The sequence below is a fragment of the Pantoea anthophila genome (assembly GCF_006494375.1).
Taxonomy (GTDB): domain Bacteria; phylum Pseudomonadota; class Gammaproteobacteria; order Enterobacterales; family Enterobacteriaceae; genus Pantoea; species Pantoea anthophila.
The window spans coordinates 167,189-183,884 of sequence record NZ_VHIZ01000066.1 but is presented as its reverse complement, the minus strand read 5'-3'; the positions used below and the strand labels follow the sequence as shown (position 1 = coordinate 183,884).

The window sequence follows — 16,696 nt, the reverse complement described above, 5'->3', positions numbered from 1 at the left end:
CTCATCTCGGATTAATTTCAGTGCTTCTAACAGCAAGGCCAGTTGAAATTAAAGTCCCATAAATCAATCAGTAAAGCCAACTTTTCGCCTTCTCCGTTTTCAACCAGACTGCTCAGGCACCATTCGACGTCTCAACGGGGATTACACAATGAAAAAAACGATTTTACTGCTGAGCGCGCTGGCATTAGGCAGCGTTAGCCCAGGTTATGCTGCCACAGCGACCGGTGAAGCGGCCGGTGCAGCGGCAACCTCAACCGCTAAAGGTAACTCTGACGCCATTGGCGTTGGCGCAGTCGCGGCCCTGCTGGGCGTTGCGCTGGCGACCATGGGCGGCGGCGGCGGTGACGGACATGGCACCGGCACCTCGACCACCACGGCGACTCACGCCGGAAAATAAGTCTGTTTTATTGGCCAGCGTCCTGTGACTGGCTCCAGATTACGCTTCAGCAGCACCCCTTTCGCCGCCGGGGAAGTCAACGCGGGTTTTTAGCTTTAAAAACCCCTTCCCCGACTCTTTTTTGCCGCGCCCTGTTTGCCTTACACTGTTTCTCTTTTGATTTGGCTGGCCGGATTAGCATGAAAACCCGACTGATTACCCGCGAAGGCTTCGATAAGCTGAAAGCGGAACTCGACTACCTCTGGCGTGAAGAGCGACCAGAAGTGACCAAAAAGGTGACCTGGGCTGCCAGCCTTGGCGATCGCAGTGAAAATGCCGACTATCAGTACAACAAGAAACGGCTGCGGGAAATTGATCGTCGCGTTCGCTACCTGACCAAAAGTCTTGAGCAGCTGCGCATCGTTGACTACTCGCCTCAGCAGGATGGCAAAGTCTTCTTCGGTGCCTGGGTGGAAATTGAAAACGATGCGGGTGACCTCAAACGCTTCCGCATCGTGGGCTACGATGAGATTTTTGGCCGCAAGGATTACATCTCCATCGACTCGCCGATGGCGCGGGCGCTGCTGAAAAAAGAGGTGGGCGATGCTGCCACCGTCGAGACGCCAGTGGGTCCGGCGCTCTGGTATGTCAACGCGATTGACTACCCGCAATAACGTTTCAGATTATGGCTGAAAGCCGCCCGCGTCTCTGGCAATTTTGACCATCAATCCGTATAACTGTCCGCTATTTCTCAACCCGGAAAGCAAGACAGTCCTGATGATGAACGTTCTGAGCCAGATAATAGCCAGTGAGCTGCAGGCGCGTCCCGAACAGGTTGACGCCGCCGTTCGCCTGCTGGATGAAGGGAATACCGTGCCGTTTATCGCACGCTATCGTAAAGAGGTCACCGGCGGGCTGGATGATACCCAACTGCGCCAGCTGGAAACCCGCCTCAGCTATCTGCGTGAACTTGAAGAGCGACGCCAGTCGATTCTGAAGTCGATTGACGAGCAGGGAAAACTCACCGACGACCTCGCCCGCGCGATCAACACCACCCTCAGCAAAACCGAGCTGGAAGACCTCTACCTGCCCTACAAACAGAAGCGCCGTACGCGTGGACAGATCGCGATTGAAGCGGGTCTTGAGCCGCTGGCGGACACCCTGTGGCAGGATCCGTCTCACACCCCTGAGCAGCTGGCTGCACAATATGTCGATGCCGACAAAGGGGTGGCTGACGTGCGTGCCGCGCTGGATGGCGCCCGCTACATTCTGATGGAGCGTTTCGCTGAAGATGCGGCGCTGCTGGCGAAAGTGCGTAACTATCTGTGGAAAAATGCTCACCTGGTGTCGCGCGTGGTGGAAGGGAAAGAGGAAGCGGGCGCGAAGTTCCGTGACTACTTTGACCACCATGAAGCGCTGAGCAGCGTGCCGTCACACCGTGCACTGGCGATGCTGCGCGGCCGCAACGAAGGCGTTCTGCAACTCTCGCTGAATGCCGACCCGCAGTTTGATGAAGCGCCGCGTGAAAGCCACGGCGAAACGCTGATTGCGGAACACCTGAACCTGCGCCTGAACAACGCCCCGGCAGACAGCTGGCGTAAAGCGGTCGTGAGCTGGACATGGCGCATCAAAGTGATGCTGCATCTGGAAACCGAGCTGATGGGCACGGTGCGCGAACGCGCAGAAGATGAAGCGATCAACGTGTTTGCCCGTAACCTGCACGATCTGCTGATGGCCGCGCCTGCGGGCATGCGGGCCACCATGGGACTGGACCCGGGCCTGCGCACCGGCGTTAAGGTCGCTGTCGTTGATGCCACCGGCAAGGTGGTCGCGACCGATACCGTCTATCCGCACACCGGTCAGGCCGCGAAAGCCGCCGCCGCCGTTGCGGCCCTCTGCGTTAAGCATCAGGTGGAGCTGGTGGCGATTGGTAACGGCACCGCATCCCGCGAAACTGAGCGCTTTTTCCTCGATCTGCAGAAGCAGTTCCCGCAGGTCACGGCGCAGAAAGTGATTGTCAGTGAGGCGGGCGCGTCCGTCTACTCCGCCTCTGAACTGGCGGCGCAGGAGTTTCCGGATCTGGATGTCTCTCTGCGCGGCGCGGTGTCGATTGCCCGACGTCTGCAGGACCCGCTGGCTGAGCTGGTGAAAATCGATCCGAAATCGATCGGTGTCGGTCAGTATCAGCATGATGTCAGCCAGAGCCAGCTGGCGAAGAAACTCGACGCGGTGGTGGAAGACTGTGTGAACGCCGTCGGCGTGGATCTGAATACCGCCTCGGTGCCGCTGCTGACCCGCGTCGCGGGCCTGACGCGCATGATGGCGCAGAACATTGTCGGCTGGCGGGATGAAAATGGCCGCTTCCGCAACCGCCAGCAGCTGCTGAAAGTAAGCCGCCTGGGACCAAAAGCCTTTGAACAGTGCGCGGGCTTCCTGCGTATCAATCACGGCGACAACCCGCTCGACGCCTCCACGGTCCACCCGGAAGCCTATCCGGTGGTCGAGCGCATTCTGGCCGCTACCGAGCAGGCGCTGAGCGACCTGATGGGTAATGCGGGCAGCCTGCGCAATCTCAGCCCGCGCGATTTCATCGATGACCGTTTTGGTCTGCCGACCGTAACCGACATCATGAAAGAGCTGGAGAAGCCGGGCCGCGATCCGCGTCCTGAGTTTAAGACGGCGCAGTTTGCAGAAGGCGTTGAGACGCTGAGCGACCTGACGCCGGGCCTGATTCTGGAAGGCAGCGTTACCAACGTCACTAACTTCGGGGCGTTTGTGGACATCGGCGTGCATCAGGATGGCCTGGTGCATATCTCCTCGCTCTCTGACCGCTTCGTGGAAGATCCTCATCAGGTGGTAAAAGCGGGCGATATCGTCAAAGTCAAAGTGATGGAAGTCGATCTGCAGCGCAAACGTATTGCCCTGACCATGCGTCTCGATGAGCAGCCCGGCGAAGGCAATGCGCGTGGCGGCGTGAAAAATGGCGCGCCGCGTGACGAGAAACGTCCGGCTGCCGCGAAAGGCCGTGCGCGTCCGGTCAGCGCCTCTGCGGGTAACAGCGCAATGGGTGATGCCCTGGCCGCCGCGTTCGGTAAAAAACGCTAAGCTTATCAGGGGGCCGCACGCTGGCCCCCTGTTCCCGCCGCTTTCCCCGGTTGAAAATCCCCGCCATAACGCTACGCTAAAAAGACGCCTGTCATAAAAACAACATCTGCTGTGGCATCCAACTCACGATGGAAACGATCACCGATCTGATTGATAAGATTTATGCCGGCACCTTTCCCCAGGCTACCCTGACGCGCCTGCTGAGTGAGATCGCCACCGCCCGCGACGCCATCAAGCTGCCGCGCAAGGCGCACTGGGACGAGCAGGATGTGGTGCTCATCACCTATGCCGATCAGTTTCGGGAAACCGGCAAGCCCACGCTCACGACCTTTTCCCGCTTCTATCAGCAGCATCTGCAATCCCTCTTTCCGCTGGTTCACCTGCTGCCTTTCTTTCCCTGGTCGTCTGACGACGGCTTTTCTGTTATTGATTACCATCAGGTTGATCCGCTGTGCGGTGACTGGCAGGATGTTGTCCGCCTGCATCAGGAAACCCGGCTGATGTTCGATTTTGTCTGCAACCATATGTCGTCGCGGAGCGCCTGGTTCCGTCACTTTCTGGCGCAGGACCCCGGCTGGGACGATTTCTTTATCAGCATGCCGCCCGCCACTGACCTCAGCGCCGTCACCCGTCCGCGAACCTCGCCGCTGCTGACCCCTTTTCAGATGGCCGATGGCGACACCCGCTTTATCTGGACCACCTTCAGCGCCGATCAGATCGACCTGAACTTTGCCAATCCTGAGGTGCTACTGCGCATGGTCGGGGTGCTGCTCGACTACCTGATACGCGGCGCGGACTACGTGCGGCTCGATGCGGTCGGCTACATGTGGAAAACGCCCGGCACGCGCTGTATTCACCTGGAAAAAACCCATCAGCTGGTGAAGCTGTTTCGCGCCATTGCCGACCAGGTCGCCCCTGGCACGGTGATTATCACGGAGACCAACGTGCCACATCGGGACAACATCAGTTACCTCGGCAACGGCCACGATGAGGCGCAGATGGTTTATCAGTTTTCGCTGCCGCCGCTGGTGCTGCATGCGATTCATACCGGCTCGGCGCGCGCGCTGCGGCAGTGGGCCAGCTCGCTGGATCTCAGCAGCAATGACACCACCTTTTTTAACTTTCTGGCGTCCCACGATGGTATCGGCCTGAATCCGGCGCGCGGGATTTTGTCGGAGGTGGAGATTGTGGCGCTGGTGCGCGACCTGGCGCTGGAGGGTGCGCTGGTCTCCTACAAAAATAATCCGGACGGCACCACCAGCCCGTATGAAATCAACGTCACCTATCTGGATGCGTTAAACCGTGAGGCGGACGACGACGCCACGCGGCTGAAGCGTTTTTTACTGGCCCATGCCATTCTGCTGGTGTTCCCTGGCGTGCCGGCCATCTATATCCAGAGCATTGTGGGTGGGCGAAATGATTACGATGGGGTGCGTGCCGCCGGACACAACCGGGCGATCAATCGCCAGAAGTATGATCTGCAGACGATTGAAGCGGCGCTGGCGGGGGAAGAGTGGCTGCGTCAGCAGATCTATACCCGGCTCGGTCAGCTGATCCAGCTGCGCCGTCGCCAGCCTGCTTTTCATCCCGATAATCCGATGACGATCTCAGAGAGCGAAAATGCCCTGCTGGTGCTCAGACGTCATTCGCCGGACAGCGATGAAGGATTGCTCTGCGTGTTTAATCTCAGTGGACGGCCGGTGGAGACACCGCTACCGGAGGCACGTATGTGGCAGGATCTGATAAGCGGAGAGAAGATGGATGGCACCCAGCCGGTTAAGCTGGATGCCTGGCAGTTCATGTGGCTACGCTGATTACTTGTAGACTTCAGCGGTGGCGCTGAATTTACCGTGTTCGCGACCCGCGATCACCAGGTAGTATTTACCGCCTTTCTCGTCAGCAAGCTGAGACAGCACTTTTTTAGCATCCATTGGCGAGGTGGTTTCCGCTGTGGTGTTAACAGTGCCAATCTTCTGCAGGTTCATTGATTTAACTTCTTCTTTGGTGACTTCCTTCGCTGCCATCGCAGAAAATGAAATCGCGCCCATCATCATTGAAGCCACAACCCATTTAAAAACCTTCATTATGTTTACCCTCATTCATGATCCATTGTGAGATGTAAGCAGCCGCTAAACGCGTAAGGCAGTATGGAACGGCATAGTCATTTCCGTGACTAATCACATAAATTTGCAGCGGCCTTGCTCACAGAGAGAAGTATTGCTGCTGCCAGCAATTTTGCCAACTTAAAGCCTCATTATCCCGGCAAATTACTGATAAAGTTAATAATATGCTGACAAAAAATGTCTGGATGGGAAATAAAAGGTGCATGTGCTGCCTTGTCGATAACGACTGAAGGCGAGGCTGGCAACATTTCATCAATCTCTGCAGCAATCCGGCGCGGCACCAGCCCATCGAGTGCGCCATAGAGACGCAGGAACGGCAGCCCGATCTGCGGTAACGCGCTGCGCAGATCGACCTGGCGCAGAATCTCCAGTCCGCCATCCAGCACCGCCACTTCCGGCATCGGTTGCGACAGTACCACCTCTTTCAGCTGCCGTGCATCGGCGCGCGCCGTTTCGGTGCCCAGCGTCTGCAGCGCCAGAAAGCGCTCCACCGTGCGCTGAAAATCGTTGCTGAGCATCTGCTGAAAGTTCTGCAGCGTCTCGGGTTTAATGCCGGGCCAGTGCTCTGTGGCGGTGAAACAGGGCGACGATGCAACGGTAATCAGTGCAGCCAGCTTTTCTGGCGCGTTCAGCGCCAGCTGTGTCGCCACCAGTCCGCCCAGAGACCACCCCATGACGATCGCCTGTGCGGGCAGCGCAGGCAGCAGCGCCTCTGCCATCTGTGTCAGCGTCAGGGCACCCGCATCCTGACTGCGGCCATAGCCCGGCAGATCGACCAGATGCAGGCGGTAATGCGGGCTGAGTCGCGGAATAATGCTTTGCCAGACTTCGGCATTCAGCCCCCATCCGTGCAGCAGCACAAGATCGCGTTTTCCTTCTCCGCAGGTGTGCCAGTAGAGCGAGGTCATCAGTTACTATCCCGAAAATGATAAGGAGGTCGCTATGCTAGCAATGCCTGCCCTGTGTTGGCTATGCCAGATGCCGTTACAGATCGCCCGTCACGGTCTGTGCAGCTTATGTCTGCGTGAATTACCGCCGCTGCCCCTGCTCTGTCCACGCTGCGGATTGCCCGCCGGGACGACGCGGGTCGCCTGTGGCCGCTGCCAGCGCAAACCGCCCGCCTGGCAGGCGCTGGTCTGCGTCAATGACTATCGCCCGCCGTTCAGTGAGTGGGTTAATCAGCTTAAGTTTTCTCACATAACCGCACTCAGGGTGATGCTGGCGCGGCTGCTTTTGCTAAGCTGGCTGGATGTCTGGCGGCACGGTCGTGTGGTGCGTCCCGACCTGCTGCTGCCGGTGCCGCTGCACTGGCGGCGACGCTGGCGGCGCGGCTACAACCAGAGCGCCCTGCTGGCCGCCCCGCTGGCGCACTGGCTGCGGTGCGAATGGCGTGACGGCCTCTCCCGCCAGCGAAGGGGAGCATTGCAGCATCAGCTCACTGCCCGCCAGCGCCGCACCAACTTACGGGATGCCTTCCGCCTTGAAATGGCGGTGCAGGGTCGCCATATCGCCCTGCTGGATGACGTCATCACCACCGGCAGTACGGTCGACGAAATCAGCCGTCTGTTACTGTCGCAGGGCGCGGCCAGCGTGCAGGTCTGGTGCCTGTGCCGTACCTTGTAGAGCGTCATTGATGGGCGTATTATAACCAACTAAATTAGTCAACTATTGAGCAATCGACATGATCCGAATTACTGACTCTGCCCAGGAACATTTTTCTAAACTGCTATCCAAACAAGAAGATGGCACCCAGATTCGCGTATTCGTGATTAACCCGGGTACGCCAACTGCGGAGTGCGGCGTCTCTTACTGTCCGCCTGATGCCGTTGAAGCGACTGACACCGAGCTGAAGTTCGAAAAGCTCTCTGCGTATGTTGATGAACTGAGCAAACCTTATCTGGAAGATGCGGAAATCGACTTCGTGACCGACAATCTCGGCTCACAGCTGACGCTGAAAGCGCCGAACGCCAAAATGCGGAAGGTGTCTGACGATGCGCCGATGGTAGAGCGCGTGGAGTATCTGCTGCAGGCGCAGATCAACCCACAGCTGGCCGGTCACGGCGGACGCGTGTCACTGATGGAGATCACCGATGACGGTTACGCCATTCTGCAGTTTGGCGGCGGCTGTAACGGCTGTTCGATGATCGACGTCACCCTGAAAGATGGTATCGAGAAAGAGCTGCTGGCTGCCTTCCCGGAACTGAAAGGCGTGCGGGATATTACCGAGCATCAGCGTGGCGAACACTCCTTCTACTGATGTTAACGCGGGGATGAGCAGTAATACGCTGCTCTCTTCGCTGTGAGATTGAGGCGGCTCAGGAAACACGGGCAGATCGGAAAGACGCAAAAGCCGCCATCCATGGCATGCTCTGCCCGCGCCATCCATGGCGCGAGACGCTTTCCTCCTCTGCCCATGTTCCCTTCGTGTTGAGTAGAGACGTTGCTGCCAGCTTTCCTTTGAGTCAGTTTTTAATCAGTCAGAAACGCGGCAGTCAGACTGCCGCGCTCTTGTTACTTCTCTTTCCTTCCTGACTGACGCTGCTGGCTGACCACCTTCAGCAGTGCATTCACTTCCTTATCCGCAAAGATCTCCTCCAGCGTTTTGCTCAGCTTGCGTCGCCAGTTCGGATACTGATCCACGGTGCCCGGCACGTTAACCGGCGTGGTCATGCCGAGCCAGTCCTCCGGTTGCAGGCCCAGCAGCGCACTGTCGGTGTCGGCCAGAAAACGGTGGATCGCCCGGTTCAATGCAGGCGTCATAGCCAGCTTCTCTGCCTTTTTCTGACTGCGAGCCGGCAGAGCTCCCGCCTGATGCAGGGCATCCAGCAGCGCCTGCTTCTGTGTCGCCCGCTGCTCATGCAGTGCCTTCACCGCGTCGCCCGGATAGAGACCCAGTTTCTCGCCCAGCGCCAGGTCGCCCTGCTCCCAGAAACCGGTGAGGGTGGGCAGATCGTGCGTGCTGGCGCTGGCAATCGACTGACGCGGATAGTCCTGCGGCGCGCGATAGCGCTGATCTTTCTCCTGCTCAAACCACAGCACCTTCCATGAAAAGACGCCGCTTTTGCGCAGCAGGCTGACTATCGCCTCCGGCACGGTGCCCAAGTCTTCGCCAATCACCATGCAGCGCAACCGGTGGCTCTCCAGCGCCAGAATACCCAGCAGATCGTCGACCGGATAGGCGACATAGGCCCCTTTATCCGCCGTCTCCCCGGCGGGCACCCACCACAGACGCAGCAGCGACATCACATGATCGATACGCAATGCACCGCAGTCACGCATGTTGGCTCGCAGCATGTCGATAAAGGGCTGATAGCCGCGCGCCTGCATCACATGCGGGTCCATTGGCGGCAGGCCCCAGTTCTGCCCCAGCGGACCGAGGCGGTCGGGCGGTGCGCCGACAGAGGCTTTAAGGCGGTAGAGCTCCGGGTCGTGCCAGGTTTCGGCGCTGCCTTCCGCCACGCCAACCGCCAGGTCCCGGTAGAGACCCACGCTCATGCCCAGCGCCTGGCTGTGCGCCCAGCAGCCCGAGAACTGCTGCTGCGCCAGCCATTGCAGCCACTGCCAAAAGGCAATCTCCTCTTCGTGCTCCTTACACCACTGCTGCACCTCCGGCTGCTGGCTGTTGCGCCATCCTTCCGGCCACGCGGGCCAGCCCCACTGTTTTGCATTCTCAGCCCGTCGGGCCTGCTGTATGCCGTCGTAGGCCGCCTGATAACGCAGGCTGTCACCGCCTTCACGCACAAACTCAGCCCAGGATTGCTGCTCGTCGCTGGCGCGGTCACGGGCCTGAAAGTGTGCCCAGGCGTGGCGCAGTGCAGCGAGCTTCAGCGCCATCACCGCTGCGTAATCAACATGCTCCGCCTCGCGGGCTTTGGCCAGCGCCTTCTGCGTTCTGGCACTTTTCCACCACTTCTGTGCCGCCGCGCTTTGCTGAAAATCGGCTACCTGGCTGACATCGATATAGATGCTGTTCAGCCAGCGGCGTGATGACGGACTGTAGGGACTGGCGAAATCGGCGCTGGCGGGATAGAGCGCATGCAGCGGATTCAGCCCGACGAAATCGCCTCCGCGTGCGGCCAGCTGTACCAGCAGCTGGTCGAGATCGCCGAAGTCACCGATGCCCCAGTTCTGTTCAGACCGCACGGTATAGAGCTGCACCAGTGCGCCCCAGCGTTTCTCTCCCGCCTCCAGCGCCGGCGGCAGATAGCAGCGGCGTGGGGCAACAATGACCCGCGTCTGCCAGCTTTTCTTCCCTTTGCTGAGCGTCAGCTGGTGATACCCCTGCGCCAGCGGCGTGGGCAACGTAAAGGGTTCGCCCGCGGTTAACTCGCCGCTGAGCAATTTGCCCTTCTCTGTCTGCAGCTGCCAGCGATAGACGCCACGGCCCTGCGGCGTCAGCTGACGTTTGCCTCTGCCGCTGAAGACGGCGACTGGCGGCAGCGGCGATTTACCCGCCTCCTGCGGATCGCCCATCACCGCCAGCAGTGCACGTTTGGTTTCGTCGCTGATCGCCTCTTTCTCGCCGTTAACGTTGATGTAATCCAGTGAAATACCCGCAGCACGGGCGGCCTGATCAAGTGAATCCTGTTTCATTGCTGCTCCTTAGCGGGGTGCCTGCCAGATACGTTGCTGATAGTCACGAATGGACCGGTCCGAACTGAACATGCCGGTCCGGGCCGTGTTGAGGATGGCGGCGCGGGTCCAGCCTTCCGGGTCGCGCCACAGGGCTTCCACCCGTTGCTGCGCCTCGATGTAAGGCTGGAAATCGGCCAGCACCAGCCAGGGATCGCCGTGTTTCGTCAGGCTCTCCAGCATCAGGTCAAACGCATGCTTGTCCCCGTCGCTGAATTTGCCCTTCTCCAGCGATTTCAGTAAATCATCCAGCGCCTTGTTCTGCCTGCGCACCTTTTTCGGGTTGTAGCCTTTGGCCTTCAGCGCTTTCACCTCCTCCACGGTGTGACCGAAGATAAAGATATTCTCCTCGCCCACCTGCTCAGCGATTTCGACATTGGCCCCATCCAGCGTGCCGATGGTCAGCGCGCCGTTCAGCGCCAGCTTCATGTTGCCGGTGCCCGAGGCTTCATAACCGGCGGTAGAGATCTGCTCAGAGAGGTCGGCCGCCGGGATCATCATTTCGGCGACGGTGATGCGGTAGTCGGGGAGAAAAACCACTTTCAGCCGGTCGCCGATGCGGGGATCGTTGTTCACCACCTCCGCCACCCGGTTAATCGCGTAGATAATGTTTTTCGCCAGGTAGTAACCCGGTGCGGCTTTTGCCCCGAACAGGAAGACCCGCGGCGTGAAGGTGACATCCTCCGGGTTATTGCAGAGCTGCTGATAGCAGTAGAGGATATGCAGCAGGCTGAGGTGCTGGCGCTTGTACTCATGCAGTCGCTTGATCTGCACATCGAACAGGGCCGCCGGGTTGACGATAATCCCGGTGTGCCGGGCGATATAGTCGGTCAGCTGCACTTTGTTCTGCTGCTTGATGCTGCGATAGCGCTGACGAAACGCCGGGTCGTCGGCGTAAGGTTCCAGGCCGATCAGCGCGTCGAGATTGCTGGCCCATTCGGTTTTCAGCGTCTCATCAATCAGCCCGGCCAGCGCCGGATTGCACTGCTTCAGCCAGCGGCGCGGGGTAATGCCGTTGGTGACGTTATGGAATTTTTGCGGCCACAGCTGGTGATATTCCGGGAAGAGATCGCTGACCACCAGCCGGGAGTGCAGCGCCGCGACGCCGTTGACCGCAAACCCGCTGACGACGCAGAGATTCGCCATCCGCACCTGACCGTCCGCAATCACCGCCAGCTTATGCCACATCGCTTTGTCATCCGGCCAGCGCTGCTTCACCACCTTTTTCAGCCGCTGATTGATCGTTTTGATGATCAGCAGATGACGCGGCAGCAGCGCGCGCATCAGCTTCTCATCCCAGCGCTCCAGCGCCTCCGGCATCAGGGTGTGGTTGGTGTAAGCAAACAGCCGACTGGTGATCTGCCACGCCTCATCCCAGCCGAGCTGGTGCTCATCCAGCAGCACGCGCAGCATCTCCGGGATGGCGATGGTGGGATGGGTATCGTTGAGCTGAATCACTTCGAAATCGGGCAGGCTGTGAATGCTGCGTCCCGCCTGATGGTGGCGGCGCAGAATATCGGCCACCGCACAGGCGCACTGAAAATATTGCTGCATCAGGCGCAGCCGCTTGCCCGCCTGATGATTGTCGTTGGGATAGAGCACTTTGGTCAGCTTTGCCGCCTCGATGCCGGGCTGCTCCGCCTGCAGGAAGTGACCGTCGTTAAACGCCGTCAGGTCAAAAGGGTGCGCACTCACCGCCTGCCACAGACGCAGCGGCAGTGTGACGCCATTGCGGTAGCCGGTGACCGGCAAATCCCAGGCTTCACCGCGCAGCGTAAACCCGGGCTGCCAGCGCACCTCGCCGTTCTCCTGCTTTTCGACCCGACCGCCCATCGCCACCTCCACATCCAGCGCCGCGTTGTGGCGGAACCAGGGATAGTGCTCGCGCTGCCAGTCGTCGGGCGCCTCCTTCTGCTGGCCCGCCTGAAAAGACTGGCGGAACAGGCCGTACTGGTAGTTAAGTCCGTGACCGGTTGCAGACTGACCGACCGTGGCCATCGAATCCATGTAGCAGGCAGCCAGTCGCCCCAGTCCGCCATTGCCGAGTGCCGGATCGACCTCCTGCTCCAGCAGCGCCGTTAAATCGAACTGCTGCTCTGCCAGCGCCGCCTGCACCTCGTCATACCAGCCGAGATTAAGCAGATTGTTGCCGGTCAGCCGGCCAATCAGAAACTCCATCGAGAGATAGTTAACGTGACGCTGCTGCTGCGCCGGACGCGGGGCCGGTTGCGCGGCCAGCAGTTCCGCCAGGGCCGCACTGACCGCCTGCCACGCCTGGTGCGGGGTCATCTGCTGAGCGGAAGAGAGGCCGAGATGTTGCCACTGGCGGGTAAAGGCGGCGTTAAAACGGGCTTTATTGAATTTCTGCTGTGGCATATCACTCCCTTCTGTTACGCAATGAGGTGAAGCAAAAATGGCAAGCGCACGGGCTGGCAGGCGGGGCCAGCAATCGTTAAGTAAAGACGGGAGTGGGGAAAAAAGCGACAGCAATCAAATAAAAACGCCAGCCCGGAGGCTGGCGTGGCAGGAATCAGCAGAGTTCGAGGTGCACCTCATGCTGCTCAATCACCTTCATGACGCTGGCGGGCGGCATCTTGTCGGTGTAGATGTAATCCAGCAGACTCATATTGCCGAGGTTAACCATGGCGTTGCGGCCAAACTTCGAGTGGTCCACGACCAGCAGCGCACAGCGGGAGTTTTCGATAATCGCGCGCTTGGTCCGCACTTCGTGATAGTCAAACTCCAGCAGCGAGCCATCCATATCGATGCCGCTGATGCCGAGAATGCCGTAATCCAGCCGGAACTGCGAAATGAAGTCGAGCGTCGCCTCTCCCATTACCGCCCCATCGCGGGTGCGCACTTCGCCCCCGGCAATAATCACCCGAAAATCGGGTTTGCCCATCAGCAGCATCGCCACGTTGAGATTGTTCGTCACCACACGCAGATCGCTGTGGTTGAGCAGCGCATGCGCCACCGCTTCCGGCGTGGTGCCGATGTCGATAAACAGCGTGGCCCCATCCGGGATCTGGCTGGCGACCCGCTGAGCAATGCGCGCTTTCTCCGCCGACCACATCATTTTACGATCGTGCCAGGCGGTGTTCTCAGAGCTGGAGGGGAGCGCCGCGCCGCCGTGGTGGCGCTGAATTTTGTTCTGATCGGCCAGATCGTTGAGATCGCGACGGATGGTCTGCGGGCTGACCTCAAAATGATCCACCAGCTCCTCAGTACTGACATATCCCTGACGACGGACCAAATCGATAATCGCGTCATGACGTTGCGTCTGCTTCACATTCCTCTCCTGTTAACCCGCAAAATCTCTTTACCGACGCGTAACGTTACGCGTATCCACCAGCGCCATCGCCAGCCCGACCAGCAGACCGGCGACGTGCGCTGCGTTGGCAATGGCCAGGCCAAAGACGCCGAACCAGCCAATCACCAGCCAGACCAGCGCAAAACCGATCAGGCCACGTTCAAGATAGACGCCGCTGTCGGGATCGCGCTCGCCGCGCAGCCAGCAGTAGCCCATCAGGGCATACACTACGCCCGACAGGCCGCCAAACCAGATGCCGCTGAATTTCGCCTGCAGCCAGCCGCTGAGCAGCGCGGAAATCAGCATAATGACAAAGAGTTTGCCGCTGCCGAGCCGCTTCTCAACCGCCCCGCCCAGATACCACCACCACATCAGGTTAAACAGAATGTGCAGCAGCGAGAAGTGCAGCAGCGCATGGCTGAACCAGCGCCAGACCTGAAAATGCTGGTCATCGTCCGGCCAGGCGAGCCAGGCCATCACGGTCTGATCGCCCATCACCTGCATCAGGATAAAAACGGCGATACAGAGCACCATCACCGTCATTGTCAGCGGCCCGGCGCGCTCACGAATGTTTGCCCAGATGTTACTGCGCTCATAGCGCAGCCCGCTGTCGGTTTTGCCGCTGTGCCAGCTGGCCGCCTGATAGCGTGGGTGATTAGGGTCATGCAGAAACTGCTGAAGTTCGTTTTCGACCACGGAAAACTGGCTCTCATCATCCAGCATGATGACATAGTGCTGGTCATGCTCAATACGCAGCGTCACGCCGCGCGTTGCCATGTAGTCCACAAACGCCTGCGCCATGCGCGGCTGATTAAATTGGGTAATGCGCATCAGTAACTCTCCGTGTGACAGGCGGCCACTTACTCACTGCCCAGGGCAACCTGCTGCGGAAAGGCCGCGCGCCAGGCATCGAAACCGCCATCAATACTGTAGGCCGCACTGAAGCCCTGCCCCAGCAGATATTGTGCTGCACTTTTACTGCTGTTGCCGTGATAGCACATCACCAGCACCGGCAGGTTGTGGTCTGCACGACTGATAAAGTCGCTGAGGTTGGTGTTGGTCAGATGCAGCGCACCCGCCGCATGGCCCATCGCAAAGCTTTGCGGATCGCGGATATCGACCAGCAGTGCCCCCTGCGCCAGACGCGCCTGCGCCTGCTGCACATCAATACATTCGAACGTTTCCATGGGATCTCTCAAAGTCGTCACAATAGCGCGTAGTGTAACCCGAGAAGCCACGCCGATAACCTGACAATCGTTACGGGTATCTGTTTTTTTGGTGGACATAATGTTAGCTATATCACGCAAAAATGTTTTTAGCGGGTTAAAAGCTGGCGCTAATGTTGGTTTGCGACTATGATAATGCTCGAAAACGAACATTAGTGAACTATTCCGAACATCGGAGGAGATGACGTGGAAACCAAAGACCTGATCGTGATCGGCGGCGGCATCAACGGTGCCGGCATTGCAGCAGACGCTGCAGGACGCGGACTGTCGGTGTTAATGCTGGAGGCGCGGGATCTGGCTTGCGCGACCTCCTCTGCCAGCTCGAAACTGATTCACGGCGGCCTGCGCTACCTTGAACATTATGAATTCCGTCTGGTCAGCGAAGCGCTGGCTGAGCGTGAAGTCCTGCTGAAGATGGCACCGCACCTGGCCTTCCCGATGCGCTTCCGTCTGCCGCACCGTCCGCACCTGCGTCCGGCGTGGATGATCCGCACCGGCCTGTTTATGTATGACCATCTGGGCAAACGCACCAGCCTGCCAGGCAGTAAAAGTCTGCGCTTTGGCGCGGATTCGGCCCTGAAGCCGGAGATCACGCGCGGATTCGAATATTCTGACTGCTGGGTCGATGACGCCCGTATGGTCGTGCTCAACGCGCAGGAAGTGGTGAAGCGCGGCGGCGAAGTGCGGACCCGCACCCGCGTGACCCGTGCCTGGCGTGAAGGCGGCCTGTGGAAGGTGGAAGCGGAAGATGTCGACAGCGGCAAAACCTACACCTGGCAGGCGAAAGGCCTTGTCAACGCTGCAGGCCCGTGGGTTAAGCAGCTGTTTGACGACAGCCTGAAGCTCAAATCCCCTTACGGTATCCGCCTGATCAAAGGCAGCCACATCGTGGTGCCGCGCGTCCACACCGAAAAGCAGGCTTACATCCTGCAGAACGAAGATAATCGCATCGTGTTTGTGATTCCGTGGATGGATGAGTTCTCCATCATCGGCACCACCGACGTGGAGTACAAAGGCGATCCGAAAAACGTCAACATTGATGACAGCGAAACCGACTACCTGCTGAAAGTGTTCAACGCCCACTTCAAAAAGCAGCTGACCGCTGACGACATCGTCTGGTCTTACTCCGGTGTGCGTCCTCTGTGTGATGATGAATCGGACTCACCGCAGGCGATCACCCGCGATTACACGCTGGATGTCCGTGATGACAACGGCCAGGCGCCACTGCTGTCGGTGTTTGGCGGCAAGCTGACCACCTATCGCAAGCTGGCCGAGCACGCGCTGGAAAAACTGGCGAAGTACTATCCCAACGCCGGTCCGGCCTGGACGAAGAACTGCGTGTTGCCAGGCGGGAACATCTCCGGCACCCGTGAGGATTATGCGGCCAGCCTGCGTCGTCGCTATCCGTTCATCAGTGAAAACATGGCGCGTCACTTCTCACGCACCTACGGCAGCAGCACTGAAACTCTGTTAGCCGGGGCGAAAAGCCTGAACGATCTGGGTGAGAACTTCGGTCACGAGTTTTACGAAGCGGAGCTGCGCTACCTGGTGCAGCATGAGTGGGTTCGCGAGCTGGATGATGCTATCTGGCGTCGTACCAAACAGGGTATGTGGCTGACGAAAGAGCAGCAGGCCCGCGTGGCAGAGTGGCTGGCTGCGAAAGCAAAACCGGCACTCTCGCTGGCCTCTTAAGCAGGCCGCAGTAAGCAGAAAGCAGGCTCCGGCCTGCTTTTTTTATGGGTGGCCGACCGCGAACTGAACCGGTTAAATCGTGCCGCGGCCCTTTCCCCTCGCACGCTCTCCTCCTGTCACCCTGCCGTTTCCCCCTCCCCGCCAGCCTGCAGCGCCTCGGGTTTCGCCTGCCGCCAGGCCGCTCATCATCGTTACCTTAAATCTAACGTTTCGCTTTTTTGCTTAATTGAAC

At 59.1% G+C, this 16,696-nt stretch carries 14 protein-coding genes; 7 read left to right on the top strand and 7 right to left on the bottom strand.

Annotated elements, in window-relative coordinates; genetic code table 11:
- Positions 1–148: 148 nt before the first annotated feature.
- From yjbE to FJW00_RS21940, 4 genes are all read left to right on the top strand, one after another.
- Positions 149–397 (top strand): exopolysaccharide production protein YjbE, encoded by a 249-nt coding sequence (yjbE, locus tag FJW00_RS21955; protein WP_009087705.1) that lies wholly within the window; start codon positions 149–151, stop codon positions 395–397.
- Between the two features lie 179 nt (positions 398–576).
- Positions 577–1,050, top strand: coding sequence for a transcription elongation factor GreB (gene greB, locus FJW00_RS21950; RefSeq protein ID WP_009087707.1), 474 nt, complete (start codon positions 577–579; stop codon positions 1,048–1,050).
- A 103-nt stretch (positions 1,051–1,153) separates the two neighbouring features.
- Positions 1,154–3,481: a Tex family protein gene (locus FJW00_RS21945; protein ID WP_140925650.1), complete on the top strand. Its 2,328-nt coding sequence runs from the start codon at positions 1,154–1,156 to the stop codon at positions 3,479–3,481.
- A gap of 128 nt (positions 3,482–3,609) precedes the next feature.
- A complete protein-coding gene (locus tag FJW00_RS21940; RefSeq protein WP_140925649.1) occupies positions 3,610–5,295 on the top strand; it encodes an alpha-amylase family glycosyl hydrolase in 1,686 nt (561 codons plus the stop codon).
- Here the strand turns inward: FJW00_RS21940 and FJW00_RS21935 are convergent, their stop codons facing one another.
- Together FJW00_RS21935 and bioH are read right to left on the bottom strand one after the other, a co-directional pair.
- Positions 5,296–5,565: a YdgH/BhsA/McbA-like domain containing protein gene (locus tag FJW00_RS21935; protein ID WP_009087712.1), complete on the bottom strand. Its 270-nt coding sequence runs from the start codon at positions 5,563–5,565 to the stop codon at positions 5,296–5,298.
- 170 nt (positions 5,566–5,735) lie between these two features.
- The gene (gene bioH / locus FJW00_RS21930; RefSeq protein WP_140925648.1) at positions 5,736–6,512 is read right to left on the bottom strand and encodes a pimeloyl-ACP methyl ester esterase BioH; all 777 of its coding nucleotides are present in this window, start codon (positions 6,510–6,512) and stop codon (positions 5,736–5,738) included.
- Between the two features lie 34 nt (positions 6,513–6,546).
- Here bioH and gntX point away from each other — a divergent pair, with 34 nt between their 5' ends.
- Complete coding sequence (gene gntX, locus FJW00_RS21925; protein ID WP_140925647.1) at positions 6,547–7,227, top strand: DNA utilization protein GntX; 681 nt, start codon at positions 6,547–6,549, stop codon at positions 7,225–7,227.
- A 58-nt stretch (positions 7,228–7,285) separates the two neighbouring features.
- Positions 7,286–7,861 (top strand): Fe-S biogenesis protein NfuA, encoded by a 576-nt coding sequence (gene nfuA, locus FJW00_RS21920; RefSeq protein WP_009087718.1) that lies wholly within the window; start codon positions 7,286–7,288, stop codon positions 7,859–7,861.
- Between the two features lie 254 nt (positions 7,862–8,115).
- Here the strand turns inward: nfuA and malQ are convergent, their stop codons facing one another.
- From malQ to glpE, 5 genes are all read right to left on the bottom strand, one after another.
- Entirely contained in the window at positions 8,116–10,197 is a 2,082-nt protein-coding gene (malQ, locus tag FJW00_RS21915; RefSeq protein WP_140925646.1) for a 4-alpha-glucanotransferase, read from the bottom strand.
- A gap of 9 nt (positions 10,198–10,206) precedes the next feature.
- Positions 10,207–12,612: a maltodextrin phosphorylase gene (gene malP, locus FJW00_RS21910; RefSeq protein ID WP_140925645.1), complete on the bottom strand. Its 2,406-nt coding sequence runs from the start codon at positions 12,610–12,612 to the stop codon at positions 10,207–10,209.
- Between the two features lie 154 nt (positions 12,613–12,766).
- The gene (locus FJW00_RS21905; protein WP_009087722.1) at positions 12,767–13,525 is read right to left on the bottom strand and encodes a DeoR/GlpR family transcriptional regulator; all 759 of its coding nucleotides are present in this window, start codon (positions 13,523–13,525) and stop codon (positions 12,767–12,769) included.
- A 30-nt stretch (positions 13,526–13,555) separates the two neighbouring features.
- The gene (glpG, locus tag FJW00_RS21900) at positions 13,556–14,377 is read right to left on the bottom strand and encodes a rhomboid family intramembrane serine protease GlpG (protein ID WP_009087724.1); all 822 of its coding nucleotides are present in this window, start codon (positions 14,375–14,377) and stop codon (positions 13,556–13,558) included.
- A 29-nt stretch (positions 14,378–14,406) separates the two neighbouring features.
- The gene (gene glpE / locus FJW00_RS21895; RefSeq protein ID WP_140925644.1) at positions 14,407–14,733 is read right to left on the bottom strand and encodes a thiosulfate sulfurtransferase GlpE; all 327 of its coding nucleotides are present in this window, start codon (positions 14,731–14,733) and stop codon (positions 14,407–14,409) included.
- A gap of 225 nt (positions 14,734–14,958) precedes the next feature.
- Between glpE and glpD the strand changes: the two genes are divergently transcribed.
- On the top strand, positions 14,959–16,464 hold the full coding sequence (gene glpD / locus FJW00_RS21890) for a glycerol-3-phosphate dehydrogenase (protein WP_009087728.1): 1,506 nt from the start codon (positions 14,959–14,961) through the stop codon (positions 16,462–16,464).
- Positions 16,465–16,696 lie beyond the last annotated feature (232 nt).